This is a genomic window from Moraxella haemolytica, assembly GCF_030177935.1.
Lineage (GTDB): Bacteria > Pseudomonadota > Gammaproteobacteria > Pseudomonadales > Moraxellaceae > Moraxella > Moraxella haemolytica.
This window is the reverse complement of the sequence record NZ_CP089974.1, coordinates 1,418,262-1,444,268: the sequence shown is the minus strand read 5'-3', so window position 1 is coordinate 1,444,268 and position 26,007 is coordinate 1,418,262. Positions and strand designations below refer to the sequence as shown.

The 26,007-nt window shown below is 43.1% G+C and carries 24 protein-coding genes; 13 read left to right on the top strand and 11 right to left on the bottom strand.

The annotated features are described in order from the left end of the window. Nucleotides 1–195: 195 nt before the first annotated feature. Nucleotides 196–2,775, top strand: a complete 2,580-nt coding sequence (locus LU276_RS06900; protein ID WP_284673128.1) for a heavy metal translocating P-type ATPase — start codon at nt 196–198, stop codon at nt 2,773–2,775. A gap of 83 nt (nt 2,776–2,858) precedes the next feature. Here LU276_RS06900 and LU276_RS06895 read toward each other — a convergent pair whose 3' ends face one another. Further along, nucleotides 2,859–3,581: a Bax inhibitor-1/YccA family protein gene (locus LU276_RS06895; RefSeq protein ID WP_284673127.1), complete on the bottom strand. Its 723-nt coding sequence runs from the start codon at nt 3,579–3,581 to the stop codon at nt 2,859–2,861. A 173-nt stretch (nt 3,582–3,754) separates the two neighbouring features. On the opposite strand from LU276_RS06895, the gene LU276_RS06890 reads away from it, so the two are divergent. Both LU276_RS06890 and LU276_RS06885 read left to right on the top strand, forming a co-directional pair. Next, nucleotides 3,755–4,729, top strand: a complete 975-nt coding sequence (locus LU276_RS06890; RefSeq protein WP_284673126.1) for an NAD(+) kinase — start codon at nt 3,755–3,757, stop codon at nt 4,727–4,729. A 14-nt stretch (nt 4,730–4,743) separates the two neighbouring features. Then, on the top strand, nt 4,744–5,034 hold the full coding sequence (locus LU276_RS06885; RefSeq protein ID WP_284673125.1) for a YeaC family protein: 291 nt from the start codon (nt 4,744–4,746) through the stop codon (nt 5,032–5,034). 103 nt (nt 5,035–5,137) lie between these two features. Here LU276_RS06885 and LU276_RS06880 read toward each other — a convergent pair whose 3' ends face one another. The 4 genes from LU276_RS06880 to LU276_RS06865 all read right to left on the bottom strand — a co-directional run bounded on the left by LU276_RS06880 (nt 5,138) and on the right by LU276_RS06865 (nt 9,134). Then, nucleotides 5,138–6,769, bottom strand: a complete 1,632-nt coding sequence (locus tag LU276_RS06880) for an ABC1 kinase family protein (RefSeq protein WP_284674609.1) — start codon at nt 6,767–6,769, stop codon at nt 5,138–5,140. A 4-nt stretch (nt 6,770–6,773) separates the two neighbouring features. Continuing rightward, on the bottom strand, nt 6,774–7,400 hold the full coding sequence (locus LU276_RS06875) for an SCP2 sterol-binding domain-containing protein (protein ID WP_284673124.1): 627 nt from the start codon (nt 7,398–7,400) through the stop codon (nt 6,774–6,776). Nucleotides 7,401–7,409: 9 nt separating this feature from the next. Then, complete coding sequence (gene ubiE, locus LU276_RS06870; protein WP_284673123.1) at nt 7,410–8,276, bottom strand: bifunctional demethylmenaquinone methyltransferase/2-methoxy-6-polyprenyl-1,4-benzoquinol methylase UbiE; 867 nt, start codon at nt 8,274–8,276, stop codon at nt 7,410–7,412. A gap of 129 nt (nt 8,277–8,405) precedes the next feature. Then, complete coding sequence (locus LU276_RS06865) at nt 8,406–9,134, bottom strand: FFLEELY motif protein (RefSeq protein ID WP_284673122.1); 729 nt, start codon at nt 9,132–9,134, stop codon at nt 8,406–8,408. 400 nt (nt 9,135–9,534) lie between these two features. Between LU276_RS06865 and LU276_RS06860 the strand changes: the two genes are divergently transcribed. The 5 genes from LU276_RS06860 to LU276_RS06840 all read left to right on the top strand — a co-directional run bounded on the left by LU276_RS06860 (nt 9,535) and on the right by LU276_RS06840 (nt 13,981). After that, nucleotides 9,535–11,124: an inorganic phosphate transporter gene (locus tag LU276_RS06860; RefSeq protein ID WP_284673121.1), complete on the top strand. Its 1,590-nt coding sequence runs from the start codon at nt 9,535–9,537 to the stop codon at nt 11,122–11,124. Nucleotides 11,125–11,345: 221 nt separating this feature from the next. After that, nucleotides 11,346–11,615 carry an FAD assembly factor SdhE gene (locus tag LU276_RS06855; RefSeq protein ID WP_284673120.1) on the top strand — a complete coding sequence of 90 codons (270 nt, stop codon included), beginning with the start codon at nt 11,346–11,348 and terminating at the stop codon, nt 11,613–11,615. Beyond that, on the top strand, nt 11,602–12,090 hold the full coding sequence (locus LU276_RS06850; protein WP_284673119.1) for a hypothetical protein: 489 nt from the start codon (nt 11,602–11,604) through the stop codon (nt 12,088–12,090). Before LU276_RS06855 ends, LU276_RS06850 begins: the two co-directional genes overlap by 14 nt. 302 nt (nt 12,091–12,392) lie before the next feature. Then, nucleotides 12,393–13,112, top strand: a complete 720-nt coding sequence (locus tag LU276_RS06845; protein WP_284673118.1) for a YidB family protein — start codon at nt 12,393–12,395, stop codon at nt 13,110–13,112. 194 nt (nt 13,113–13,306) lie between these two features. Continuing rightward, on the top strand, nt 13,307–13,981 hold the full coding sequence (locus LU276_RS06840; RefSeq protein ID WP_284673117.1) for an HAD family hydrolase: 675 nt from the start codon (nt 13,307–13,309) through the stop codon (nt 13,979–13,981). Nucleotides 13,982–14,050: 69 nt separating this feature from the next. On the opposite strand, the gene dinB is transcribed toward LU276_RS06840, so the two are convergent. From dinB to ahcY, 3 genes are all read right to left on the bottom strand, one after another. Then, a complete protein-coding gene (dinB, locus tag LU276_RS06835) occupies nt 14,051–15,238 on the bottom strand; it encodes a DNA polymerase IV (RefSeq protein ID WP_335342678.1) in 1,188 nt (395 codons plus the stop codon). Then, entirely contained in the window at nt 15,148–15,867 is a 720-nt protein-coding gene (locus LU276_RS06830; RefSeq protein WP_284673116.1) for a 16S rRNA (uracil(1498)-N(3))-methyltransferase, read from the bottom strand. Before LU276_RS06830 ends, dinB begins: the two co-directional genes overlap by 91 nt. A gap of 582 nt (nt 15,868–16,449) precedes the next feature. Continuing rightward, a complete protein-coding gene (gene ahcY / locus LU276_RS06825; RefSeq protein WP_284673115.1) occupies nt 16,450–17,814 on the bottom strand; it encodes an adenosylhomocysteinase in 1,365 nt (454 codons plus the stop codon). Nucleotides 17,815–18,113: 299 nt separating this feature from the next. Here ahcY and LU276_RS06820 point away from each other — a divergent pair, with 299 nt between their 5' ends. Both LU276_RS06820 and LU276_RS06815 read left to right on the top strand, forming a co-directional pair. Further along, nucleotides 18,114–18,479 carry an MliC family protein gene (locus LU276_RS06820; RefSeq protein WP_284673114.1) on the top strand — a complete coding sequence of 122 codons (366 nt, stop codon included), beginning with the start codon at nt 18,114–18,116 and terminating at the stop codon, nt 18,477–18,479. A 248-nt stretch (nt 18,480–18,727) separates the two neighbouring features. Further along, nucleotides 18,728–19,504 (top strand): TatD family hydrolase, encoded by a 777-nt coding sequence (locus tag LU276_RS06815; RefSeq protein ID WP_284673113.1) that lies wholly within the window; start codon nt 18,728–18,730, stop codon nt 19,502–19,504. A 247-nt stretch (nt 19,505–19,751) separates the two neighbouring features. On the opposite strand, the gene LU276_RS06810 is transcribed toward LU276_RS06815, so the two are convergent. From LU276_RS06810 to LU276_RS06800, 3 genes are read right to left on the bottom strand one after another with little or no spacing between them, the layout of a single operon-like run. Beyond that, on the bottom strand, nt 19,752–20,732 hold the full coding sequence (locus LU276_RS06810; RefSeq protein WP_284673112.1) for a phage portal protein: 981 nt from the start codon (nt 20,730–20,732) through the stop codon (nt 19,752–19,754). Beyond that, the gene (locus LU276_RS06805) at nt 20,729–21,403 is read right to left on the bottom strand and encodes a DNA-methyltransferase (protein ID WP_284673111.1); all 675 of its coding nucleotides are present in this window, start codon (nt 21,401–21,403) and stop codon (nt 20,729–20,731) included. Before LU276_RS06805 ends, LU276_RS06810 begins: the two co-directional genes overlap by 4 nt. Further along, on the bottom strand, nt 21,403–23,169 hold the full coding sequence (locus LU276_RS06800) for a terminase large subunit domain-containing protein (RefSeq protein ID WP_284673110.1): 1,767 nt from the start codon (nt 23,167–23,169) through the stop codon (nt 21,403–21,405). The genes LU276_RS06805 and LU276_RS06800 overlap by 1 nt, the downstream gene beginning before the upstream one ends. A 158-nt stretch (nt 23,170–23,327) precedes the next feature. Here LU276_RS06800 and LU276_RS06795 point away from each other — a divergent pair, with 158 nt between their 5' ends. Genes LU276_RS06795 through gpM form a run of 3 tightly spaced genes read left to right on the top strand, consistent with a single transcriptional unit; the run spans nt 23,328 to nt 25,863 of the window. Continuing rightward, on the top strand, nt 23,328–24,140 hold the full coding sequence (locus LU276_RS06795) for a GPO family capsid scaffolding protein (RefSeq protein WP_284673109.1): 813 nt from the start codon (nt 23,328–23,330) through the stop codon (nt 24,138–24,140). Between the two features lie 10 nt (nt 24,141–24,150). Further along, on the top strand, nt 24,151–25,167 hold the full coding sequence (locus LU276_RS06790; RefSeq protein ID WP_284673108.1) for a phage major capsid protein, P2 family: 1,017 nt from the start codon (nt 24,151–24,153) through the stop codon (nt 25,165–25,167). 9 nt (nt 25,168–25,176) lie between these two features. Continuing rightward, the gene (gpM, locus tag LU276_RS06785) at nt 25,177–25,863 is read left to right on the top strand and encodes a phage terminase small subunit (protein ID WP_284673107.1); all 687 of its coding nucleotides are present in this window, start codon (nt 25,177–25,179) and stop codon (nt 25,861–25,863) included. Nucleotides 25,864–26,007 lie beyond the last annotated feature (144 nt).

The window sequence follows — 26,007 nt, the reverse complement described above, 5'->3', positions numbered from 1 at the left end:
GATGGTTTTTGCCTAACTCTTCTAAACATCGTACCGGTGTATGTACAAAATTCACCAACTTTGTCTCATCAAGAATGTGCAATAACTGTGCTATAATGATACAAGGCTTTAAATAGATTTTGTTTGCCTTAAGGGTGATTTTTATTGCTTTTGAATGTCTTTTAGGCTGATTTTTCAGATTGTTTTGGAATGATTATGACCATCGATAATAAGATTGATGATGAAATTTCTCAGTCTTTACTCCTGCCTCCTACAGATGCGTGCTTTCATTGTGGTGAAGTGTTACCAAAAGAGCCTTTTTATACCACGATTTTCAATAAAGCTCGTCCGATGTGTTGTTTGGGCTGTCAGCTTGCCTCGCAAAGCATTGTGGATTTACAGCTTGAACAGTACTATCTAGACCGCCGTGAGATTAGCCCAACTGCTAGCCTGCCTGATGTGATGAATTTTGATGCGTATAATCATGATGATATTAAGGCACAATTTGTCTATCAAGAAGATGGTGGTAATACCGCAGAATTATCGGTGGCGAACTTACGCTGTTCGGCGTGCACTTGGCTTATCGAGACCCGTTTAAGAGCGATAGATGGCGTGCGAATGTGTCAGGTCAATCTGACTCAGCAGCGTATGCGAGTCAGTTGGGACGAGCATCGGTGTAGTATTGGTGAGATATTAAGGGCGGTACACTCGGTAGGCTATGATGCTAAGCCGTATCGACAAGATACGCATGAAGCCATGTTAAAACGCCAAAACAAGCAAATGCTGATTCGTCTGGCAATCTCGGCACTTGGGGCAATGCAGGCAATGATGTTTTCCATTGGTATGTATTTTGGGGCATATACAGGCATCTTGTTGGAGCATCGAGATTTCCTGCGGTATGTGGCGTTATTTGTTACCATACCTGTGTTATTCTATTCAGGCGTGCCGTTTTTTGCATCGGCATATAATGCCATCAAGGCTCGCCAAGTAAACATGGATGTGCCTGTTTGTATTGCACTCATCACCACTTTTGCTGCCAGTGTCTATGCAACCTTAACAGGAACAGGCGAAGCATATTTTGACTCGGTATCGATGTTTATTTTCTTTTTGTTGGCTGGTCGTTATATTGAACATAACGCTCGCCTAAAAGCATCAAACATGGCATCTGATTTGGTGGTAATCAATCCCATTTTGGTGCAAAAAATTACTAATGACAACGATCTTGTCGCTAAGTTAACTAAAGATGACACGCTAAGCCAAGATGATAAAAAATCCATCATTGATACATGGTGGCGACAACATCAGGCAAATCAAGAGCTAGTGATAAGCGAAGTCCAAGATAGACTGCTTGCTCAGTCGGTGGAGATTGGCGATGTCATCTGTATTGATGCAGGGTCGCAGATTGTTACCGATGGTATTTTGTTGTCAGAGACGGCGACGGTATCACAGAGTTTGCTAACAGGTGAGAGTGATTTGATTGTCAAGGAGCGTGGCGATGTGGTTGTGGGGGGTGCTCAAAATGATAGCCAGCCTTTTATCATGCTTGTTACGGCTAAGGTTGATGACAGCCAAATCTCTTTGATTGACAGACTGATGAATCGAGCCATGAGCGAAAAACCAAAAATCGCTCAAGATGCGGATAAGATGGCAAGATGGTTTGTGGCACGAGTGTTGGTGTTGTCATGTCTTGTGTTTGCGGTGTGGTGGTTTATTGATAAGCATGAGGCGTTATGGGCGACAGTGGCGGTGTTGGTGGCAACCTGCCCCTGTGCCTTAAGTCTTGCCACACCGATAGCCTTGACGGTATCAACCAATCGTTTGGCATCGCTTGGTTTTTTGGCGACTCGTGGGCATACCATTCAGACCTTATCGGAAGTAAGCCATGCTTGTTTTGATAAGACAGGCACGCTAACGCTTGGGCAGGCGAACCTTTTGGAGACGGTTAGCGTCATTGATAAGACGGATGCTCTAAAAATCGCCGCCGCTCTTGAGATTGGCTCAAAGCACCCTGTAGCGTGGGCTATACTAACAGCAGCTCACGGACTGCATTTGCCAAGTGTCAAAGATGGCATCCACCACACGGCAGGTGGTGTGGAGGGGTGGATTGATGGTGTGTGTTACCGCATTGGTCATCAACAGTTTGTGCAACCACAAGGCATACTGCCCACCATGTTGATAGAAAATCTTGGAAAATATCAGGCGAATATGTCGGTGTTGTTATCCTGTATGATTCAGGGTGAGTGGCAAACGGTGGCAAGATTTTATTTTAATGACACCATCAGACAAGATGCTCATGCAATGATTGATGAGCTAAAACGCCAAAATATCACACCCATCATGCTCACAGGCGACCCCAATCCAAGTGCTGTGGAGGTGGCAAAATCGTTGGGAATTGAGCAGGCGTATTTTGGATTGACACCGCAAGATAAAGTCAGTCACATCAAGCAGTTGCAAGCGTCAGGATATACGGTACTCATGGTGGGTGATGGCATTAATGATGCACCCGTTCTGGCGGCAGCAAATGTCTCAACGGCGATGGCAGGTGCGACGGATTTGGCACAGGTGTCATCAGACAGTGTGCTAATGGGTGGCAAAATGATGGCGATTACTCAGGCACTTAGTCTTTCTGCAAAGACACAAAAGATTATCCGCCAAAATTTGCGTTGGGCATTGGCTTATAACGCCATTGTACTGATTCCTGCGGCATTGGGCTATATACCGCCTTGGCTAGCGGCGATTGGTATGTCGATATCTAGTTTGTTTGTGGTGGCAAATGCCATGCGATTAAAGCGATAAATGGCACAATAAAAATCGCACTCTTGGGGTGCGATTTTTATTGCTTTGTGTTAGGCGTCTAGCTTATCTGATGAGCTAAGCGATTAGTCGTCTTGTAGGTAGCCAATCAAACGCAAAAACTCAATGTACATCCAAACCAGCGTTGATAAAATGCCAATGCTATACACCCACTCAAATTCACGAGATGCGCCATGTTGTACGCCTTGTTCAATATTATCAAAATCTAGCAGTAGGCTAAATGATGCAATCAAAGTAACAAAAACGCTAAAACCGATTGCCACCAAACCACCATCAAATAGGAGTGGCAGGCTTGAACCAAATAATCTAAAACCAAGTTGTACCAGATATAAAATACCGATGGCGATGATGGCTGATGTCAAAATTGAGCGGAATTTTTCAGTAACTTTTACGATGCCTGTGGTGTATAAGGTTAGCATGACAGCGGCGGTAATAAATGTTGCTGATAGGGCTGATAGTGGCACGCTTGGATATCTTGTGTACATGATGGTGCTAAATGCACCAAGTAGCACGCCTTCACACAAGGCATACGGTACAGCCAGACTTTTGGCAAGATGTGGCTTAAAAGCACTAACCAATCCCAATCCCATGCCGGCGAATAGACCGACCAGTGCCAATGGGTATAGCATATTCATAGAAATACCACCCATTAAGGCATAAAAGAACACAGAAAAACCTGCTACAGCCGCCAATGCTAGCAAAAACGCACTTTTTTTGACCACACCGCCAATTGTCATGGCGACACCGCCAACAGCAAGCTCGGTGCGACTTACGATAGGATTTGCCATATTTTTTCCTTAAAATACAAAAATATAGATAAAAAGAATGTCTTGTGATTATAAAGCAGATTTTATAAAAATCAAGAGATTATCTGTGGTGTTTTATACGATTTGTCTGAAACTTTGATTGTACTACTTCTAGCTTTTTTGGTATCATATGCTTTATTTAACCTTAGAATTGTATGTCCAATTTTGTCAACAATCACCCAAAGCGTCCGCCATTTCGCCACATTGCCCTATTGGGTCGTGCTGGCAAAAGCAGTGTGGTTGAAACCTTAAATGAACTCATCAATTTGCTTGATGAGCGTGATTTATCAATTGTGATTGACACAGAAACTGCTGCCATTGAAGGCTTACAGATAGATTTTGATAAAGTGGATGGTCATCAGTTAAAGATTGTGCCTCGTCAGAAGATTGGCGAGCATTGCGATTTTGCCATCGTAGTGGGTGGTGATGGTTCAATGCTTCAAGTAGCAAGCGTGATGGCAGGGACCGATGTTCCTGTGCTTGGCATCAATCGTGGTCGGTTGGGTTTTTTGGCGGATGTGAATCCTGATGAGCTGACCGAGCGAGTAACACAGGTTTTAGATGGGGAGTACTGGTTGGTTGAGCGGTTTTTATTGGCCTTTAAAATCGTTCAAAATGACGAACATGGCAAGCCAACCGATGTTGTTATTCATGAAGATGTGGCGTTGAATGATGTGGTGCTACACGCAGGCAAATCAGTGCATACCATTGATTTTCAATTAAAAATTAACGACTATGATGTCTATCGCCAGCACGCAGATGGGCTGATTGTATCCACTCCTACAGGCTCGACAGCCTATTCGCTTTCGGCAGGTGGACCCATTATTCATCCGACCATTGATGCGATTTGTCTTGTTCCTATGCATCCGCACACACTATCAAGCAGACCGCTTGTGGTGGCAGGTAGCAGTCAGATTGCCATTAATATCCATAAGGATAATCGCACACAACCAATGGTTGGAGCAGATGGCAAGGCATCAGCACCACTTGATAATGATCAAACACTACTCATTACCAAGCATGATAAGACATTGTTGTTGCTACATCCACCAAGCTACAACTTTTATGAAGCGTGTCGCACCAAGCTTAATTGGAATCTATATAGCGAAGAATTTTCACTAAAAACTTAAATCGTAGGACCATCATGAATAAACAAGATATCTTAAATAGCCTAAACCCTGAGATTGTCGCTAAATTTCGCACTGCCATTGAGATTGGCAAATGGGAAAATGGCGTGCGATTAACCGATGAACAGCGACAGACTTGTATGCAGGCGGTCATGGTTTGGGAGCATGAATATCTACCAACCGAAGAACGCACAGGTTATATTGAAAAACCAAAGGACGATAAAGGCAATACCATCGGCGAAGAATGCGATGTTGAGCATGAGCATCATTATCCTAATGCCGAACGACCTGTTGTGTTTAAGAATTAAAGGTGGTAAAAGGCATCAAAAAGGGCGATATTCTCGCCCTTTAGCTTTGTTATTGGATACTTGTGATTATTAACCAACCTATTTATTGTTTGCGATATGTCTGTTATACCAACACCCGCCAAATCACAAAAACAATCGCCAGTAGATAAAATAGAATACCCACCCACCAAATTGGCACGGTCAGCCCAATGGCAATTAAGCCAAAAAATCCACCGAGGGCAATCCAATCATAGCGTTTTTGATTAAGAAAATCTGCTCTTAGGGCTTGAATTTCTCTAAGCTCTTTATCCTGCCTTGCTCCTAATGTTGCCAGAGATTGAATGCCTTGACCAAGTAGCTTGGGTAGCTCGGTGGTGGATAGTAGTAGTTCTGGTGCTTTAGCTTTTAGTTCGTTGAGATTTTTGACAGGGTCAAGCTGATCTTTGACCCATGCGGTAAGTATCGGCTTGGCGAGCGACCAAATATCAAGCTCTGGATACAACTCACGCCCCAATCCTTCAACATGAACAAGAGTCTTGAGCAGTAGCATTAGCTGTGGTGGTATGCTCATCTGATGACGGCGAGCAATATTTAAAATCTCAAATAAAATGCCTGCAAAGTCAAGTTCGCTCATTGGTTTTGAGACCATGGGGCTGACTGTGCGTGCCATGTCTTTAATTAAAGCGTGTTTATCAGCAGACGGCGGTATCCATCCTGCTTGTGCGATGATGTCCACAAGCATGGTGTAGTTGCCATTCATGACTGACAGCAGGAGGCGTGCCACAACCAGCTGGTCATCAGGGGCAAGCTGTCCCATGATGGCACAGTCTAGTCCCAAATAGCGAGGGTGGGCGACTGCACCGCCATCAGGCAATGTCTCTACAAAGATATTGCCAGGGTGCATGTCAGCATGAAAGAAATTATCACGAAATACTTGAGTAAAAAATATCGTCAGACCATTTTTGGCAAGCTCGGCTCTGTCATAGTCCAAAGAATCAAAGGTTTGGGTTTGTGAAATGGGTACGCCAAAGATACGCTCACAGACCATGACTGATTTATTGGCGGTATATACTTCTGGCACATAGATAAGTTTTGACCCCAAAAAATTATTACGCATCTTAGTGGCGTTGGTAGCTTCTAGGGTTAGGTCTAATTCATTGAGCATGATTTGCCGATAATCCTCGACAATGCTAACGATATGGACGGCTCGAGCTGACTCTAATCGAGCGGATAGCCAAGCAGCAAGCTCTCTTAAAAGCTCAAAGTCTTTGATGATGACCGCCTTGATATTAGGTCGTACGACTTTGACAACCACCTCACGACCATCCGGCAGGGCAGCGGTGTGTACTTGAGCGATACTGGCAGCAGCTAATGGCTTATCATCAAAGCGAGCAAATAGCTCATGGATGGGTTTGCCCAAGCCGACTTTGGGGTCTTCAATGCTGTCTTTTAAGGTGCTGATGTCAAAAGGGGTAACTTTGTCTTGTAATAAAGACAGTTGGGAGATGATGTTTGGTGGCAGTAGGTCTGAGCGAGTGGATAAAAGCTGACCTAGCTTTAAAAATAGGGTCCCCATTTCTTCAAGAGCCAGCTTTACCCCTAGGGGGTTGTGCGATTTACCGATACTGGCTGGATGTATCCGAATGAGTCGTGCAAGCGGAGCAAGTTCTGGCACTTCGTCAAAGTGTGTGTCTAGGCGGTATTTGGCAGCGATTCGGTATAGGGCTAACAGGCGATTCTTATGGGGAATGAGCATGGCTTTAGTTTGATGGTTGGTTTTGTAGGTCATTTAAGCGTGCTTGTTCACGCTCAATGTCGCTTTGTAGGCGAAGCAATTCTTGCTTTTTTTGATGGATAAGTGCATCAAGGTTGTCTGTATTTGCTTTATTGGGGGTTAGTCCATCAATTATTAAAGATTTGATGGATGATAAAATTGGCATAACAATCGGCGAGCATTCTTGGATAGCTAGGTGAGCGTAGCTGGTGGCGTTTTTACCAATGAGATGCTCAAGCTTATCTAGCACATCAGGACTAAAAGATGATATCAGCTCTTTGATTTGCAGTAGTACCTGATGGTCACCCTTAATGGGTAAATTACCTGATGGGTTTTGCATTAGGGTTGGTAGCTTACCCACATCAGTTACTCGCAAGGTGCAATCAGGGTGGATAATCATGCCTTGTGGCTCAAAGATACTTTGACTAACAGGTTCAAAACGCAAATGATCATCACAAAACAACACATCAACGCTAAGCTCTGGCTTGTCTATGACAATACGCAGAGTCTTGCCTGATAGCATTTGTAGATGCTTGATGGCAAGGGGGTCGGTGTGAATTGCTGTATTGATGAGTTTTTCTGCCAATCCTAATGCAAGCGTTGCAATCATCATCAGGACGCCTTATCTAGCCTTAAAGCCACGATGCACCGCCACGATACCACCTGTGAGATTGTGATAATCACAATTTACAAAGCCTGCTTGTTCCATCATTGCTTTTAGCGTATTTTGGTCTGGGTGCATACGAATTGACTCTGCCAAATATTGATAACTGTCGCTATCACCTGCAACAATCTTTCCCATGAGGGGCAGGGCGGTAAAAGAGTATAAATCATAAGCTTTTGATAAAGGCTCAAAGACAGGCTTACTAAATTCAAGCACCAGTAGCCGTCCGCCTGGTTTTAGGACACGATACATGGCTTCTAAGGCTTTTTGTTTGTCGGTAACATTACGCAAACCAAAACTGATGGTAACCAAATCAAAAGAATTATCTTCAAATGGCTCAAGCGTCTCGGCATTAGCCAACACAAAATCAACATTATTACAGCCGGCGTTAATTAGGCGAGTGCGACCCACTTCAAGCATCGCTTCGTTGATGTCAGAGAGTACCACACGACCCGAGCGACCCACTTCACGACTAAATACCTTTGCCAAATCTCCTGTACCACCTGCGATATCTAGCACGCTTTGACCTGAACGCACGCCTGTTAGGCTGATGGCATAGCGTTTCCATAGACGATGAATGCCAAAACTCATCAGGTCATTCATGATGTCGTATTTACTGGCAACAGAAGTAAAAACTTCGGCAACCTTGCGTTGTTTGTCTTTGGCGTTAACTGTCTGATAACCAAAATGTGTCGTCTCACCGATGTGTTCTGAATAGGTGGCAGAAGATTGGTCTGTATTGGCAGTCTGCATGGCAGATTGACCTTGCGGTGTGCCTGTGGGGAGAATGTTTGGGTTGGTAAAGGTGTTATTGTCTTGGCTCATGACTTTTATCCAAATGTTGATTTTTGTGTGTGATTGAATATCTGTGATGCTAAATTTACATTTTTAATCATGCTTAATGATACTATAATTCTGTTTATTTTGATACAAAAATCCGTATATTACTCATAATCATTCATAAACACGCCCTTGATGATAAATGCGTTCAATGGTGGCAAGCTCAGTATGTTCAAATGGTTTGGTAAAATCTTCAATCTTGTTAATGGTGTTAATGGCGTGCAATCCATCATGAATAAAGTCGTACAAAGGCTGATAGCCATGATGATAAGCGGTGGATTTGGCAAGAGTAAAAGCCTTTTTAAGTAAAAAGGAATTAAATTGTAAATAAGATTGTTCGCACACTTCTTTGATGTTTTTGATTTGAATGATTCGCTCTTGTTGATTATCAACACCGTGATAGGCTTTTACCATCAACTCATCGTGTATGCCTTGGGTCAAAAAAGAGTGGCAAAGTGCGTCATTTTGGTGGATAAACTGGGCAATTTTTAGGTCAAGTTGTATGGCAAGTACGGCAGCCTTGACACCCAAGATACCTGTAGCAAGTGTCTTTTGGGGGATGAGTTTTTCTAGGCGACCTGAGCCATTTAAGGCGTTGTTTCCTGCGGTGAGTAGCTGTTTGGCAATCGCATCAAACTCTTTATTGCCGTAGATTTGACCGATTAGATAATGTGCAAGCGGTGCGGTTTTTGGGTTGTTAAATAGGCTTTGACTGGTGTTGTGGATACGCTGTTTTTGCCACTGCTGTACCCCAAAAAATACTTCATTAAGTTCGCTGTTGCTATGGTGGGGTAGGGTTTGGTAGTGAGTTAGAGTATCAACCAATAATTGAATCTGCGACATAAACAAATCTCTGTGCAAGTGGTGCAAAGGTAAAGGTAAAAAGTGGATATGATGATGGATTATGTGGCGATTGTGATTAAAAATTTCAATCTTACTGGGTAATTCATGTCATTATTTTCATTGGTTCTATCTTTTAGGTTGCCTGCTTGGTATATCGGCATCAAAATTTAAGCGTGTTGTATTGAAATGTCTGTGAGTGATAAATTTAGTGATAAATTTAGTGAATAAAACACTGTCAATGTGTTAAAATTATCATAAAGCTGTCATAAAACAACTATACTTGTCAAGTTGTCATCATGATGGTTATTTTTTAGGTTTATTTATCTTACTTGGTTGATGGGTCTTTTTTGGCGTGTGTCGCCGAATAGGCATATAAAAAGATCAGTATTTTGGCGGATTTATGGTTAATTCAGCAAAACAAACTACACCGATGGCAGCGAACATCTTTTTTGCGTTGTTGCTTGTGGGCATGTGTATCTATTTTACCATGTGGGGGCTGTCTTATACAGCTCATCAGCAGGTCTTGCTATTCATGCTTGCCAGTTTCTTTGGCATATTTATGGCATTTAACATTGGCGGTAATGATGTTGCCAACTCATTTGGCACTTCTGTGGGAGCGGGTACACTATCTGTTTCTCAGGCACTTGCGGTGGCGGCGATTTTTGAGGTGTCAGGTGCGGTTTTGGCAGGTGCAGCGGTTACCGACACCATTCGTAGTGGCATTGTTGATATTGCCCAACTTGGTGTTTCGCCCAACCAGTTTATCTATTTGATGTTATCAGCGTTGGCAGCAGCAGCGTTTTGGCTGTTGTTTGCGACCAAAAAAGGCCTGCCGGTATCTACCACACACGCCATCATTGGCGGTATTATTGGTTCATCCATCGTGCTTGGCATCAGTGTTGGCGGTAGTGAGCTTGCATTTTCTACTGTAAAATGGTCAAAAATCAGCGAAATCGCTGTTTCTTGGGTAATCTCTCCCTTGCTTGGCGGTCTATTGTCTTATATTTTGTATGGTCTGATTAAGCGTAATATCTTGGCTTATAATGATAAAGTGGAAATCCATGTCAAGACGCTAAAGACCAAAAAAAAGATCATCAAGCGTGAACAAAAAGAATATTTTGAAAGACTTGGTGAGAGTGAAAAGCTACCTTACACCACAGCACTACTTCGTGATCAAGAGACTTTTAATGGGGGTGATTGTGTCCGTGAAGAGCTAGAAACTGAATATTACCGTTCATTGTATGACATTGAGAATGAGCGTGGCAATCTAGACACCCTAAAAGCTCTAAAAACATGGGTGCCACTTATTGCAGCCTTAGGTGCAATCATTATGACTGCGATGGTTGTTTTTAAAGGTCTAAAGAACACTGGTCTTAGTTTAACAACACTACACGCAAGCCTAGTGATGGGCATGATTGGTGCTATGGTTTGGCTGACAGCGTTCATCTATACCAAAACAATCCGTGGTAAGCACAAAGAAGACTTGGGTAAGGCGACTTTTATCATGTTTAGCTGGATGCAGGTATTTACAGCGTGTGCTTTTGCATTCTCGCATGGCTCAAATGATATTGCCAATGCGGTCGGTCCTTTTGTGGCGATTTTAGATGTGATTAAAGAAAACGCCATTGCTGCTAAGGCTACTGTGCCTGCACCTGTGATGTTAACTTTTGGTGTGTCTTTGGTGGTGGGCTTGTGGTTCATCGGTAAGGAGGTTATCCAGACCGTTGGCACAAATCTTACAGAAATGCACCCAGCATCAGGTTTTGCTGCTGAGCTTGCTGCTGCAGCAGTTGTGATGGGTGCATCTAGCTTGGGTATTCCTGTTTCTAGTACTCATATTTTGGTTGGTGCGGTTTTGGGTATTGGTATTGTCAATAAAAACACCAACTGGAAGCTGATGAGACCTATTGGTTTGGCGTGGGTGATTACCTTGCCAGCTGCCGCTGCCATGAGTGCGATTATATTTGTGATATTAAGTAATGCACTATGAGCTAGTAAACAAATGATGTCAATAAAAATAGCCCCAATGGGGCTTTTTTTATTGCTTGTTGAATGGCTTGTGTTACGCACCACTTGCCTAATCTAGAAAATTTTCCTAAAGAAAATGCAAGTACTACTCTCAAGTTGTGATAAATTTGTTATACTTAGCCCATAAAAATCCATTGATTAGATGGCGTTTGGTCATCAGATATCATTCACTAGGAGTATGAAATGACTACCCATATTGAACCAACATTAGAACAAAGACGAGTGATCTATCAGGCACGGCGTGGGCTAAAAGAGCTTGATTATTATATTGACCCTTATGTTAAACTACACTATTTATCTGCCCCTGATGATGAGCAGACTGCTTTTACTCGTCTGCTTGAGTATGAAGACCCTGATTTATTATTGTTCTTTTTGGGGCAAGAGCGTCCTAATGATGAGAGTGTGGCACGGCTGATTGATCGAATAAAGCAATTAAAATATGCCGATGAATAAATCTGCCAATCTTAAGCCTAAAATTTCCAAAAATCCTTTACCAGTCAGTTTGACGCTTGGCAGGCGTGTATTTAGCATGGCAGAGAGCGTATTTGTGTTGGCGATGCTTGGGCTGTCATGGCACCATCTACTATGGTGGCAGTATGCGATATTATTCATCATGTCGTTGTTAGTGGTTGCTAGGCGATTGTTGAGTTATCGGGTGTTATCCTTAGATTGTACTTATATTGATGAGCTTTGGGATATCGGTGTAAAAAACAATGGTCAGATGACCATCTGGCATGGCTATCTGTCAGAGATTAAAGAGGTATTTGGCGGTCAAAAGGGTGTATTTTTGCGTTTTTATGTCATTATGCCGAATAAACGATTCATCAATGTTGTCATTTATGAAAAAGACATTGATGAGACGAACTTTCGTCGGCTACTTGGTCTGTGTCATAGCATCGGTAAGACCTCTCAAGGTTTTTATGGCTAAGGTAAACTTGGGTGGCTTAAACCTTATGTTTTGTTATTTGATTTCACCGATGATTTTATTGATTGAGCATTAAATACTTATTGACTGTATCCATGATTAACAAAACTTTGCCGTAATACCGCCAGTATCACCAAAATAACCACCGAAATTTACATAATGCACACATTTTATTATATAGATTTTGATAAGATGGTGGTAATTTGAGTTTGTAATGAGATTGTCTGGCACCAGTCTTGTGATTGGCCAAAGCTTATCAATAATTGACAATCAAGTTTTATGATGTGCTTATTAAGGATTTTATCATGAGTTTATTGCAGTCTATCGTAACCCAAGTTGTGCAAAATGCCCTAAATGACAATAACAACACCCAAGGTAATACCCAACACACACAGCAACAAGGTGGTTTGGGTGGTATGCTTGGTAGCCTAGTGGGTCAGCAGAATAATAATACAGGGCTTGGCGGTATATTAGGTCAGGTGCTTGGTAGTCAGATGGGTGCGAATGCCAATCAAGATGGTTTGGGCGGTTTGTTGGGCGGTCTACTGGGCGGGCAAACCCAAAATCGTCAAGCAAGCCCAACTGACTTAGGCGGCATTCTTGGGAGTCTGTTAGGTGGTCAAACACAAGCTCAAGGTCGCCAAAGTGGTGGCTTTAATAAATCCACATTGCTTCTTGCTTTATTGCCTGTCGTGCTAAATTATATTCAAAAAAATGGCGGTCTGTCAGGTGTTCTGGCGAAATTTCAAGGGGGTGGACTGGGTAATCATGCTCAATCTTGGGTCAGTATTGATAGGGATAATGATGGCATTGATGCTGGCGACATAGCAAGATTGTTTGATAGCCAAGACATTAAAAAGGTCTGCTCTCAGACAGGAGCAAGTGAACATGAGGTCTGTCAAGGTATCGCTGAGTTGCTACCACAAGTGGTTAATGACTTAACACCGCAGGGCGGTCTGAATAACGAAAAAGAAGCAAATGATGAAATCGATCAAATTTTAGCCCAGTTAAAAGGCAGATTTTGATCGGCTGAGTATTTATTAAATAAAACCATCAGTTCTCTGGTGGTTTTATTTTTTGATTTTGATGGTGTGATGTTGCTTTTGGCAGGTGGTTTTGTAGCGGTGTGTTTTGATGTAAGATGGTTGTTTAAGAAAGAAACTATTTAGCTTTGTCGGTTTTTTTGTTATGATGATATTTTTTGATGATGGGGATGAAAATGGCAAATTTAGCGTTGTTTGACTTGGATATGACCATGCTGAATGTGGATAGCGACCACAGTTGGGGGCAGTTTATTGTCAATAAAGGTCTGGTGGATAAGGCGGTTTATAAAGATGCCAATGATAAATTCTACCAAGATTATATCAATGGCACGCTTGATGCGGTGGAGTATAATGAATTTGTGGCAGCATTTTTGACCACCAAGAGTATGGTAGAGCTACATGCTTACCGCCAAGAGTATCTAGATACTTGGATTGTGCCAAACATGCGACCAAAGGCGATTGCTCAGATTCAGGCTCATAAAGAAGCGGACGATTTGGTGGTGGTTATCAGTGCAACCAATGATTTTGTGGTCAAGCCCATCGCTAATTTGTTCGGTGTTGATGATGCACACACACTGGCAACCGTGCTTGAAATTTATGATGATAAATACACAGGGCGAGTGGGTGGACGACCAAACTTCAAAGAGGGTAAGCTGTACCATCTTAATAAGTTGATCAGCTCGTATAAGAATAAAGGTGTTATTTTTGACAAATTGATTGCATATTCGGATTCTAAGAATGATTTGCCATTACTGAGTTTTGCTGATGAGGCAATATGTATCAATCCTGATGAGATTTTAACAGCTGAAGCAAAGGCTAGGGGCTGGCGAATTGAGGATTGGTCCTTATAAAGATTTACTAAGCATCATAAAAAATACTGAGTATGGCGACTTAAATGTCGCCATTGTTGATTCATGTAACTAATCAAATAAATCCAACTGCTCGGTGCTGTCATCAATGCTTTCAAGAGTTGAAAAGGTAACGCCCACCAGACGCACGGGCAGGTGCTTTGGGCTGGCGTGATACAGCTTGATTAACCATGGCATTACATGATTTGCATCTTTAAAAGGCGATTTGACAGAATGGCTACGAGTAATCTGGCTAAAATCGCTGTATTTTAATTTTAGTGTTACGGTATAGGCACGCATTTTTCGCTGTACCAAATCTTGCCATGCTTCTAGATTTTGTTCGTTGATTTTTTGGAGAATGAGTTGATCATCGGTGGTATTTTCACTAAAGGTAATCTCGGTGCCGATGGATTTTCGCACACGCACCGCCTTGACTTCTCTATCGTCTATTGCATGGGCAATGTTGTGATAAAACTGCCCACGCTTATTGCCAAACATTTCTACTAACTGTATCAATGGTAGGTTTCTTAAATCTTGCCCTGTAAAGACGCCTATTTCGTTTAGGCGTTTGGTACTTGCCTTGCCAATGCCATAAAATCGTTCAATGCTAAGTGTGCTAATGAAAGCGTCTGCCATATCAGGGGTGATGACAGCGATGCCGTTGGGTTTGTTGATATCGGAGGCGATTTTGGCAAGCATTTTATTAAAAGACACGCCGGCTGATGAAGTTAGTCCAGTTTGTCGATAAATCTCGCCACGAAGCCAGTTCGCCATGAGTGTGGCTGAGCCATTGCAGTAGTGCTTGCCAGTAACATCTAGATAGGCTTCGTCCAACGATAATGGCTCAACTAGACTGGTGAGCTTTAGCATGATGGACTTGATTTGGTTGCTGATACTACGATATACATCAAAGCGAGGGCGGACAAAGATGGCTTGAGGGCAGCGTCTCTTGGCTTCATAACAGCTCATCGCCGAATGCACGCCAAATTGACGCACTTCATAACTGGCAGCAGCAACCACGCCACGCCCATTGGGGTCGCCACCAACGATGAGTGGCTTGCCCTGATAGCTTGGATTGTCTCTTTGCTCCACGCTGGCAAAAAAAGAGTCCATGTCCAAATGAATGATTTTTCGCATGCGATGAACTGTCTCTTGATTGTCTTTTGTGACTATTGAGTGATGTCGTGCAATGTCTGTAAGGCAGATAATGCCACCACGGGGGCGGTCTCGGTGCGTAGTACTCGCTCGCCTATCGTCCATGCGTGAAAGCCGTGAAAGATGGCAAGCTCAATCTCTTTAGAAGACAATCCCCCTTCAGGACCGACCAACAAAGTAATGTCGTCAGGCAACCGTGTTGGGGTGAATTTGCCATCGCTGACAGCCATCATCAGTTTTAGTGCAGACTGATGGGTGCTAAGCCATGATGCTAGGTCAATCGGTGGTAGTATGCTAGGAACAATGTTTAGTCCGCATTGCTCACAGGCAGCGATGGCGATATTTTGCCAGTGTATGAGTTTCTTTTTGTCTCTTTCGTATTTTAGGTGTTCTTGGCAGTAATCGCTAGTGAGTAGCTGAATGTGTCTGACACCCATTTCGGTTGCCTTTTGAATAGCGTAATCCATGCGTTCGCCACGACTCATCACTTGACCTAGTGTTACGGCATAAGGCGGTGTGCGGTTGGTTGGGTTGTGTGTGTCTAGGCGGACAGTTGCTGATTTTTGATTCATGTCAATGAGTGTGGCGGTATATTCGCCACCTTGTCCATTAAATAAAATGGCGGTATCTCCAACTTTTGCACGCAGTACCTTACACCAGTGATGATGTACTTGATTGGGTAAGATGAGGTGCTGATTTATATTTAGTGGCTCTGCTACAAAAAAACGATTCATGAGTGATCCAATAATAAAGTGATGATAATCAAAACAAAAAATCAAATAACAATCACAAGATACAGGTCTTTTGGTTGGATTGACCAGAAAATGAGTGCCAAACCAATACCTTGTTATATTTGATGGTGCCCATGCCACCAAAATGCAAACCCAATACTCTTTCGTTAATGGTAACAACACCCTTTGTTGTTTCCCTTTGGGCTTTAAGGTGGGTTTATTGAACTTGTGTGCCATTGCCTAATAATACATCAATATGGCCGAAATGATTTATTTGGTTTTGGGTGTTTGTTTTGGTTTTGTGGTGAAATGGCTTTAAAAAGGGGTGGGTATTTTTTGATTGTTGTTTAGCATGGCTGTTTTTGAGTGTGATTGATATTGTTTTAAGGATTTAATAAAACCTTTGGGTTGTTTAAATCATTCATAAGTGTTGGGTTATATTAGAAACTCTTCATAAGAATATTGAATGTCAAATCAATAAGGGCAATGCTGAGTATTTAATGGTGTATAAAATTGGCATAAGATACACGCAATCAATGGATTGACTCATGTCAACCCATTGATGTGGCTATCTATTTTGGTGGATTAGTACTTATACTCGTCAGATTTAAATGGACCTTCAACGCTTACGCCCAAATAATCTGCCTGCTCTTGGGTCAGCTTGGTAATGACACCATTAAAGCCAGCAACCATAGCAGCAGCGACTTCTTCGTCTAATTTTTTGGGCAGAACCTTGACATAGACTTTGCTGGATTTTTCTTCAGTGGGTAGATTGGCAAATTTTTCTTTGTATAGATGAATTTGAGCCAGTACCTGATTGGCAAATGAGCCGTCCATAATGCGTGAGGGGTGCCCTGTGGCATTGCCTAGATTGACAAGACGCCCTTCGCTTAGCAAGATTAAATAATCGCTGTCATCATCTGAGCGATAGACTTGATGAACTTGAGGCTTAATCTCTTCCCAACGCCAGTTTTTACGCATAAAGTCGGTATCAATCTCTGTGTCAAAATGCCCAATATTGCATACCACTGCAGTGGATTTTAATGCCTTTAACATTTCACTGTTGCAGACATTGTAGTTACCTGTGGTGGTAACAACAAGGTCGGTATCTGACAACAGGGCGGTGTTGACACCACAAGATTGGTCGCCATTGATGAAAGGCGATACCACTTCATAGCCGTCCATACATGCTTGCATCGCACAAATTGGGTCAACTTCAGAGATACGCACAATCATGCCTTCTTGACGCAAAGACTGAGCAGAGCCTTTGCCTACATCGCCATAGCCAACAACCAAAGCACGGCGACCTGATAGTAGCATATCGGTGGCACGCTTGATGGCGTCATTGAGTGAATGACGGCAGCCGTATTTATTGTCGTTCTTGGATTTGGTGATGGCATCATTGACATTGATGGCAGGGACTTTTAGCTTGCCATTACCTAGCATCTCAATTAAGCGGTGTACGCCCGTTGTGGTTTCTTCGCTGATGCCATGAATATGCTCTAGCATTTGTGGATATTTTTCGTGAATGAGTGCGGTCAAATCGCCACCATCATCTAAGATAAGATTGGCATTCCAAAGTTTGCCATCCTTGTGAATCTGTTGTTCCAAGCACCATAGGTATTCTTCTTCGGTTTCGCCTTTCCATGCAAAAACAGGAATACCAGCTGCAGCAATGGCAGCGGCGGCATGATCTTGGGTGCTAAAAATATTACATGAAGTCCAGCGAACTTCTGCTCCAAGTGCCACCAAAGTCTCAATCAAAACAGCTGTTTGAATGGTCATGTGGATACATCCGACGATTTTTGCACCTTGTAGCGGTTTTTCGTCAGCGTAGCGTTTGCGAATGCCCATTAGGGCAGGCATTTCGGTCTCAGCAAGGCGGATTTCTTTGCGACCAAACTCAGCTAAAGTAATATCAGCAACTTTGTAGTCAGTAAATGCAGACATCTGTCCACTCCTTAAATAAATGGTTAAAGAAATGTGCAGATGTCGTTGTTTTTTAATTATTAACAAAATAATTAAACCAAGCCTGACCTTAGTGCGATTAAGATTAAGGGTGCAACATCTCTTGGTGTTGTATATTTTACTAAAATCGTCAGGATTTGACAATAAAGTCGTTTTGATTTATAGTGTGGATAAGAATATAGATGATGTATTTCTTGTTTGAAGGTGTGTTTTGATGATGATTCATCGTTTAGATGCCTTTAACACTTAAACATCTTTAATCTCAAATGGGAGTTTAACATATGAAAAAAATCGCTTCTTTAGTTGCTGCAAGTGCTGTAATCTTAGTAGGTTGTGCAACCAACTCTAACACCGCAAGCAATAATATGACCGCTAAGGCACAACCAGCCATTCAGCATTTTAGCTGTGAAAATGGTTTGAGCGTTGCAGTAAAGCACTTGGGTAATGATCAAATCGAGCTTACTACTAACGACAATAAAAAAGCCATCTTAAGCCAAGCAAGATCGGCATCTGGTGAGCTATATACTGCTCATACAGGCCTATGGGGCTATGGTGGTCAATGGCATCAAAAAGGTAGCCAAGCTTACTTTGAGTATGTAGGTGTGCATGGTGGTGCTGCCAAGAACACCAGCTGTACTACTCGTTAATCATCATCAGATAAGCCAAAAAATAAAGCCACTTAATTATAGTGGTTTTATTTTTTGTTTTTTGGTTATTTAAAACTGAAGTATTTATCCTTGTGTATTTGTGTTTTAATGGCGGAGTTAATATCTAAGCCATGCTGATAAAAGCAAGAGATAATATTGGTTTTTGAATACCGCTTAAGAGATGGCGGATTTGCCAAAAAGGGATAAAAATGCGTTATAATGACTGTTTTTACTTGATTTGAGTAGCTATGTATACTGACAGCCACGCCCATTTGACTTATTTAGAACCTTATCAACACAACCCATCTGCTTTACTAGATAATCTAAAAGCCATGCAAGTCAGCCGTGTTATGGCGATTTGTTGCAATTTTGATGAAATACACGACATTGAACGCTGGGTGGGATTGTCTGATGAAAAAATTGATATTGGCATGAGTATTGGTGTTCACCCTTGCCAAGATAAAGAGATGCTAAGGTCGGTTCGGATTGATGATTTTATCAGCTTGAATCATGATAAGGTTTGGGCGTTTGGTGAAACAGGGCTTGATTATCATTGGGATAGCGATAAAAAAGTGGAGCAAAAGCACAGCTTTGCTACGCACATTCATGCCAGTCAATCTCTCAAAAAACCCATCATTGTCCATACTCGAGCCGCCTATCACGATACCTTAGATGTATTAAAGGCGGAGAAGTGCGAGTATGGTATTATTCATTGTTTTACTGAAGATTATCATTTTGCTAAAACCGTCCTTGATTTAGGCATGTATATTTCCTTTTCTGGTATTGTGAGTTTTAATAAATCCCAAGACTTAAGAGAAGTGGCAGCCAAATTACCACTTGATCGTATTTTGATAGAGACAGACAGCCCCTATCTTGCCCCCACACCCAAGCGTGGACGAGACAACGAGCCAAGCTATGTGCCTTATGTAGCACAAGCATTGGCAAAAGTTTATGGCAAAAGTAGCGAAGAGATAGGTCTGATTACTAGTGCTAATTTTGACAATTTGCTCAATCAATATCAATAAATCATGTAAAGTATTCATTAGCGACCACAAAAAACCCTTAAACCATTTACCATATCAGCAAAGAACTCATTAATGACCAATTTTATCAATATGAATAAAAGAATATCTGTTGCACCGATGATTGATATTTCCACTATTTAATATAAGTTATTGAAATTAAATATTTTTTGATAAAATAAATATCAAATGGTGTAAATTTGGTGTTAAATTATACAATAAAACCCAAGTTTTGACTTGGGTTTTTGGTTTATTCTTCGTTGCCAGACACCTTATAATCCCTAAACCTCACAATCTCATCCCCAGCCCATTCATTGATGATTTCTAGTCGAGCTTGTAGTGGCAGAATTTCATTTCGCCAAAACATCTCAGATGCATCGCGGATTGATCCAAAACCGCCGGCGTTGGTTGGTACGATACCCAGTAGTTGCGGTGGGATGCGTAACGCTGACAGCACATCGTCACGGCTGATGTTCTTGATTGTGCCGAAGTCATCTTTGGCGGCGATTTCTGACACTGGGATAATTTGAATGCCGTCCTTTTTGCCATTCGGACTATAAAAAAACAAATTGCGGAAATTGCCCGGTCCTTTGCTGTCTTTTAATGCTTGGCGGAGTGCGTCAATGTCATTGGGGTCGTTGGCAGGGTCATTGACATACAAGATAAAGCCTGCGTGCGAGCCGTTATTGTAGTATTTGCGGCGAAATAGTGTCGCTGATTCGTTGAGCCATGCTGACTGTAGGGCAGCGTAATACTCAGGCTGACCATAGATTTCTTGGTTGATGTCGCATTCTTTGATATGACAGATTCGGCTAGTAAATTCATGCTCTTGATAACCCAAATCATCACTATGTAGCATAAAGAATCGCCCATCTTTGCCAGCTCTGGTGTATTTGGCAAGAGTGGGGCGATAACCTACCACCTGCCCACGCACACCAGTCAGCTCTTCAAGGTAGGCATTACCACACCAGATAAAGTCTAGGGCGATTTGTTCAAAGGCTTTGCGACTTAATTTGGCGTGTGGTATGAATAAATTTGCCAAAAAATTGCGTTTAAAAATAATACCGCTGGATAAATACGGCGTGGATTTGTAGGCTTTGGATAAGCCGTGTAAATTCACAGGCGGTTCGTACCAGCGACCGTTGTGCCAGCATTCTACATAGTCAAAAATTTCTCGGTCGTGCATGGCGACAGGCTCGCCAAAGGTAAAGGCGATGGGTTGGTTTGTCATGATATTTCCTGTTCGTTAAGTTGATTGTTAATGCGATTTTTGGCGACCGAAAAATAATGATCGTCCAGTTCAATGCCAATAAAGTTTCGCCCCGTACCAACGCAAGCCACGCCTGTTGATCCACTACCCATAAAGCAGTCTAGAATGGTTGCGTTTGGTCTGGTGTATTTTTCTATTAAGTATTGCAATAATTCAATCGGTTTTTGATTTGGGTGTATTAAACTCCCCCCTATGCGATTAAAACGCACAATATCGGTTGGGCGTTTGCCATTAAACCTAAATCCATGATTGCAATAAAAAATAATGCTTTCATATCTTGAGCCAAAGGCTCTTTTTAGGTCTCCCATGCCATGTGCGACCTTATCCCAAATGATGATGTTTTTGGGATTGATGCCGAGGGATTTTAACTCGTCAATAAATATTTGTTGTTTATCCCATCTTGTGAAAATCATGCCACAACCGTCTTTGCTTAATAATCGTGGTAAATGTGCGATAAATTGAGTAAATGGCGTTTCATCATTTAAGATTTTGTCAAATTTCTTGACCTTGTATCTGTGCGACGACTGATAATTGATGCCATACGGTGGATCGGTCAGCACCATATCCACCGAGCCATCTGGAATTTGTTTTAAAATATCCAAGCAGTCGCCTTGATGTAAGTCGATATTCATTAAGAAAACTCCATAAAACTCGTTGTTTGTTCGGTTTTACCCTCTAAAGGCTCGTTATATAAAGCGTGCATTAACGCCCAAGCTAGATCAGCATGACCGATGTCATCATTGCGACTGGCGACAAAGGTCATTTGCCGTTGGCTTGCGGTGAGCGTCTTTTTGATGCTCATTAGGCTATGGGCGATGTCGGTATGTCCTGCGTCAAATTCTAGCCGTCCGTTTTTAATCACATCCCAAGTCTTTAACACAAGTTGGGTTTTGACCTCTGGGCTGTAGCTAAAAGTCGTAACCGCTGGGAAAAACGACCGCACCAATTGAGCCACGCCCGTTCCCATGCCTGTCTGATCGATGCCAATGTACTGCACGGTGTAACGCTGGGTAATGCCTTTGATGATGTTTGCTTGAGCGGCAAAGTCCATACCCTTAAACTGCTGGCGTTCTAGCACACGAAATTTGCCATTTGCCACGGCAGGCGGTGCGACCACCACAAGCCCTGCACTGTCGCCAGTCTCTGCAGGGTCATAGCCCACCCACACAGGTTTATTGCCAAAAGGGCGAGCGTGCAAGGGGCGAAAATCTTCACGCCACACTTCCCAAGAGTCCACCATACACGGCTGTAATAGATTGAGCGGAAAAATACTCTCGCCGTCATCGACAAATTCGCACATCAAAAGGTTGGCAAAGTCTGTTGCTGAATATTCAAATCTAAGCTCGTCAATATCAAACAAATCACAGCCGCCAGCCTGTGCGTCCATAATCGTTACCACTTGCCGCCAGAGTTTGTCATCACAGCGTTTGCCGTCCTTTAATGCGTCGTGGCTGACATCGATGTGCAGGTGCTTGTCTTTGGGTTTGCCTTTGTTAAATCGTGAGCCAGTCCAAAAGGTGTAGGCTTCGTGTGCCATGGTGGACGGCGTGGAAAAGTAGGTTTTTCGCCATTTTTTGTGCATGGCCATACCTGAGGCGACTTTGTTTAGCTCGTCAAAGCCATAAACCCAAAAAAATTCATCAAAATAAAAATTGCCATGATGACCCTGTGCAGTGCGGGCGTTCGTGCCAAGGAAGTTGAGACTTGCCCCATTTGACAGCACGATCGGGTCGCCTGACAGCTCCACGCCACAGGCAGAGTGGGCGAACTGCTTGATGTATTCTTTAAAAATATGGGCTTGTGCTTTACTGGCGGATAGGAAAATCTGGTTTCGCCCTGTGGTAACAGCGTCCACCAGAGCTTCACGAGCAAAGTACCAAGTCGCACCGATTTGTCGAGATTTTAGAATCACACGAGTTCGCTCATCGCCTGCTTGATACCAAGTGCGTTGATAGTCAAACAGCGACTCTTCAAAGGCAAGCACCAATTTTTCCGCCGCTTCATCATCAAAAGTATTGGCTTTGCGTTTTTTGGCTTTGCCCCGTTCTGATACTTTGGGGTTTAAATCGGCTTCGTTGCCACCGTCTCGGTAGCGTTCTAGTCGCACAAAATCTTTGTAATTTTTGAACAATTCGGACAGCTCTTTATAGTCGCCAGAGTTTTTCTTTTCTTTCATGACAAGGGTCATTAGCCGTACTTGTAGGGCTTGCTCAACCCTGTTATCGCCCATCACTTTATCCCACTTATCACGAGCCTTCCAGCTGGCAATGGTGTTTTCGTTTTCGCCCAGAGCTTCTGCGATGTCGGCATTACGCCAACCAAGCCAACATAAAAATTTGGCTTTTAGGCGGTTGTCAAAAACAAGTTCAAGATTGGCAATGTCGGTCAAATTACTCATACAACAATAAAATCAAAATTTGCCTTATCTTAGCTGTCATTAGCGTGTGCGTGGTGGGTGGCTTGTTGTAGATATGGGTTTTACAACATTGGCGGTTTGTTTTATTGGCGGTGGTGGGTTAGTCTTTTGCTGTCTATGATTTTTTTGGAGATTGACACATGAAATGGTTTCGCATTGCCGTATCTGGGCAAACGACCGACGGACGAGAAATCCAGCGAGAATGGATCGAACAAATGGCGGCAAGCTACGATCCTAGCGTCTATGGCGCACGCATCAATGTTGAGCATATGCGTGGCTTTATGCCAGATGGCGACTTTGGCGCTTATGGCGATGTGCTGGCGCTCAAAGCCGAGACTATCACGGTCAATGGCGAAGATAAGCTTGCGCTATTTGCCCAAATCAAGCCAAATGACAAACTCAAAGTCTTAAACGCCAAAAACCAAAAAATCTACACATCGGTGGAGATTGACACCAACTTTGCCAAAACTGGCAAGGCGTATCTGGTGGGCTTGGCGATCACAGACAGCCCAGCAAGCCTAGGCACTGAAATGCTGACCTTTTGTGCTAATGCTAAGCAAAATCCCCTTGCTGACCGCAAACAGTCAGAGGGTAATCTGTTCACGGCGACGGTATTGACGGACTTTGATTTTAGTGAGCCTAAGTCATTGGCTGATAGTATCGTAGAGCGTATCGCTCAGTTTTTCACCGACAAAGACAGCCAAGACAACCCAGACGAGCAAGGCGACTTGGAAGGTCAAGAAGAGATGGTAGATGAAGTTGAAATCGTTGATCTGACCAAGTGCCTTGACGAATTGTGTCAGCAATTCAAAGAACAGCTGGACGCCAAGTCTGACGAGATCCGCGAGCTAAAACAACAAGTGCAGACGCTAAGCACCCAGATTGACAGTATTGTCATCACCCCAAGCCGCCCGCCAGCGGTAGGCACCACCAACGCCCATATCGACTGCTAAGGAGCAAATCATGCGTAACGAAACACGAGTATTATTCAGTCAAGCGATGGCGAGCCTAGCTGCCATCAATAAGGTCAATTCGGTTCACGAAAAATTCACAGTTGAGCCATCTGTACAACAGACCTTAGAAACCAAAATTCAAGAATCCAGCGACTTTTTGGGCAAAATTAATACCTATCTGGTGCGTGAAATGAAAGGTCAGGGCATCGGACTTGGCGTTACTCGTCCGATTGCCAGCCGTACTGACACGCAGGCAAAAGACCGCCAGCCGATTGATCCGACCATGCTGGATTCTCGCCAGTACGAATGCACCAAGACCAATTTTGATACGGCGATTGCTTATGCCAAGCTCGATCAATGGGCGAAATTCCCTGATTTTTATGCCAAATTCCGTGATGTCATCGTCAAGCGACAAGCCCTAGATCGCATCATGATCGGCTTTAATGGCGTTAAAGTCGCCAAAGAGACTGATTTTAGCACCAATCAACTTTTGCAAGATGTCAATATCGGCTGGTTACAGCACCAGCGTACCGAGAACGAGTCTCGCACGCTCAAAGCTGGCAAAGACAGCCAAAAAATCAAAATCGGCAAAACCGAAGAATGCGACTATCACAACCTAGACGCACTGGTGATGAATTTGGTTGATGAGATGATTGACCCATGGCATCAAAATAACCCTGATTTGGTGGTGATTACCAGTCGCAAGATGGTGGCGGATAAATATTTCCCACTGGTCAATAAAGAGCAGCCAAACAGCGAAAGCCTAGCCGCCGACACCATCATCGCACAAAAACGCATGGGCAATCTGCCTGTGTATGCCGTGCCGTTTTTTCCAGAAGGCACAGTTTTGGTAACGACTTTTGACAACCTGTCAATCTATGTGCAAGAAGGGGCACGCCGTCGAACCATCGTAGATAACGCCAAACGAGATCAGATTGAAAACTACGAAAGCTCAAATGAAGGCTACTTTATTGAAGATTTGGGGTTGGCTGCTATGGCAGAAAACATTGAAATTGTCAAAGAGTAAGGAGATGTTATGAACCTTGCTAGGGCACATTTTGAACGCCAAAATGCCAAACAAACCGCCGAAAAAATGGCGGTCTATGGCGAAATGCAACATGCAACGACTTATGAGCTAAAGCTTGCCAATCTTGCCAATGATAAGCACAGACTAAAACAGCTTCAGAGTTTGGAGCTTAAAAATGATTTGAAGACCAGACTTATTGATGACTACATCCCTTATTGTGAAGGGGTGTTGTCGTCAGGTGGGGGCGTACAAGACGAAGTGCTGATGACAATCATGGTGTGGTGTATCGATTTGCGTCGTTATGATTTCGCTCTTAAGATTGCTAGATACGCACTACAACATGAACTCATCATGCCTGATAATTTTAAGCGTTGCGTGGCTTGTGTTGTTGTTGAAGAGATTGCTGAGATTGAGATTAAAAGACTCAAGCAAGATGAATCAGCAGCGATTGACACCCTAGAGTCATTGCACGAATTGCTCAATGACGACAGTCTATCAAAGACAGCGCGTGATATGCCAGATGAAGTTCGTGCCAAGCTATATCTTGCCATCGGTCGTCATTATTTGATGCAAGCCAAAGAAATAGGCAAAGGGGCAGATTTGGCAGTCAATGCGTTGTCTGCGGCACTGTCTTTACATGATAAATGTGGCGGCAAGTCAGACTTGGCACAAGCCAAAAAATTAGCCGCTGCTTAACAGGGTGCCTCGCACTAACACGGGTCTGCTGATACGCCGTAAGCTGATTTATCTTGCTTAAAGTCGGTCAGCCGTTCCCGTGTTTTATGAAAAAATGATGGCAAATTACCTATCTATGTGCAGCTCGCCGCCGAATGAGGGAAT

Coding starts and splice junctions, on each gene's coding strand:
- LU276_RS06820 (WP_284673114.1), top strand. CDS start 18,114: ATGAAAAAAATCGCTTCTTTAGTTGCTGCAAGTGCTGTAATCTTAGTA.
- ahcY (WP_284673115.1), bottom strand. CDS start 17,814: ATGTCTGCATTTACTGACTACAAAGTTGCTGATATTACTTTAGCTGAG.
- dinB (WP_335342678.1), bottom strand. CDS start 15,238: ATGGACGATAGGCGAGCGAGTACTACGCACCGAGACCGCCCCCGTGGT.
- LU276_RS06885 (WP_284673125.1), top strand. CDS start 4,744: ATGAATAAACAAGATATCTTAAATAGCCTAAACCCTGAGATTGTCGCT.
- LU276_RS06790 (WP_284673108.1), top strand. CDS start 24,151: ATGCGTAACGAAACACGAGTATTATTCAGTCAAGCGATGGCGAGCCTA.
- LU276_RS06810 (WP_284673112.1), bottom strand. CDS start 20,732: ATGACAAACCAACCCATCGCCTTTACCTTTGGCGAGCCTGTCGCCATG.
- LU276_RS06860 (WP_284673121.1), top strand. CDS start 9,535: ATGGTTAATTCAGCAAAACAAACTACACCGATGGCAGCGAACATCTTT.
- LU276_RS06840 (WP_284673117.1), top strand. CDS start 13,307: ATGGCAAATTTAGCGTTGTTTGACTTGGATATGACCATGCTGAATGTG.
- LU276_RS06895 (WP_284673127.1), bottom strand. CDS start 3,581: ATGGCAAATCCTATCGTAAGTCGCACCGAGCTTGCTGTTGGCGGTGTC.
- LU276_RS06855 (WP_284673120.1), top strand. CDS start 11,346: ATGACTACCCATATTGAACCAACATTAGAACAAAGACGAGTGATCTAT.
- LU276_RS06900 (WP_284673128.1), top strand. CDS start 196: ATGACCATCGATAATAAGATTGATGATGAAATTTCTCAGTCTTTACTC.
- LU276_RS06845 (WP_284673118.1), top strand. CDS start 12,393: ATGAGTTTATTGCAGTCTATCGTAACCCAAGTTGTGCAAAATGCCCTA.
- LU276_RS06850 (WP_284673119.1), top strand. CDS start 11,602: ATGCCGATGAATAAATCTGCCAATCTTAAGCCTAAAATTTCCAAAAAT.
- LU276_RS06880 (WP_284674609.1), bottom strand. CDS start 6,769: ATGCTCATTCCCCATAAGAATCGCCTGTTAGCCCTATACCGAATCGCT.
- ubiE (WP_284673123.1), bottom strand. CDS start 8,276: ATGAGCCAAGACAATAACACCTTTACCAACCCAAACATTCTCCCCACA.
- LU276_RS06805 (WP_284673111.1), bottom strand. CDS start 21,403: ATGAATATCGACTTACATCAAGGCGACTGCTTGGATATTTTAAAACAA.
- LU276_RS06890 (WP_284673126.1), top strand. CDS start 3,755: ATGTCCAATTTTGTCAACAATCACCCAAAGCGTCCGCCATTTCGCCAC.
- LU276_RS06875 (WP_284673124.1), bottom strand. CDS start 7,400: ATGATGATTGCAACGCTTGCATTAGGATTGGCAGAAAAACTCATCAAT.
- gpM (WP_284673107.1), top strand. CDS start 25,177: ATGAACCTTGCTAGGGCACATTTTGAACGCCAAAATGCCAAACAAACC.
- LU276_RS06795 (WP_284673109.1), top strand. CDS start 23,328: ATGAAATGGTTTCGCATTGCCGTATCTGGGCAAACGACCGACGGACGA.
- LU276_RS06830 (WP_284673116.1), bottom strand. CDS start 15,867: ATGAATCGTTTTTTTGTAGCAGAGCCACTAAATATAAATCAGCACCTC.
- LU276_RS06815 (WP_284673113.1), top strand. CDS start 18,728: ATGTATACTGACAGCCACGCCCATTTGACTTATTTAGAACCTTATCAA.
- LU276_RS06865 (WP_284673122.1), bottom strand. CDS start 9,134: ATGTCGCAGATTCAATTATTGGTTGATACTCTAACTCACTACCAAACC.
- LU276_RS06800 (WP_284673110.1), bottom strand. CDS start 23,169: ATGAGTAATTTGACCGACATTGCCAATCTTGAACTTGTTTTTGACAAC.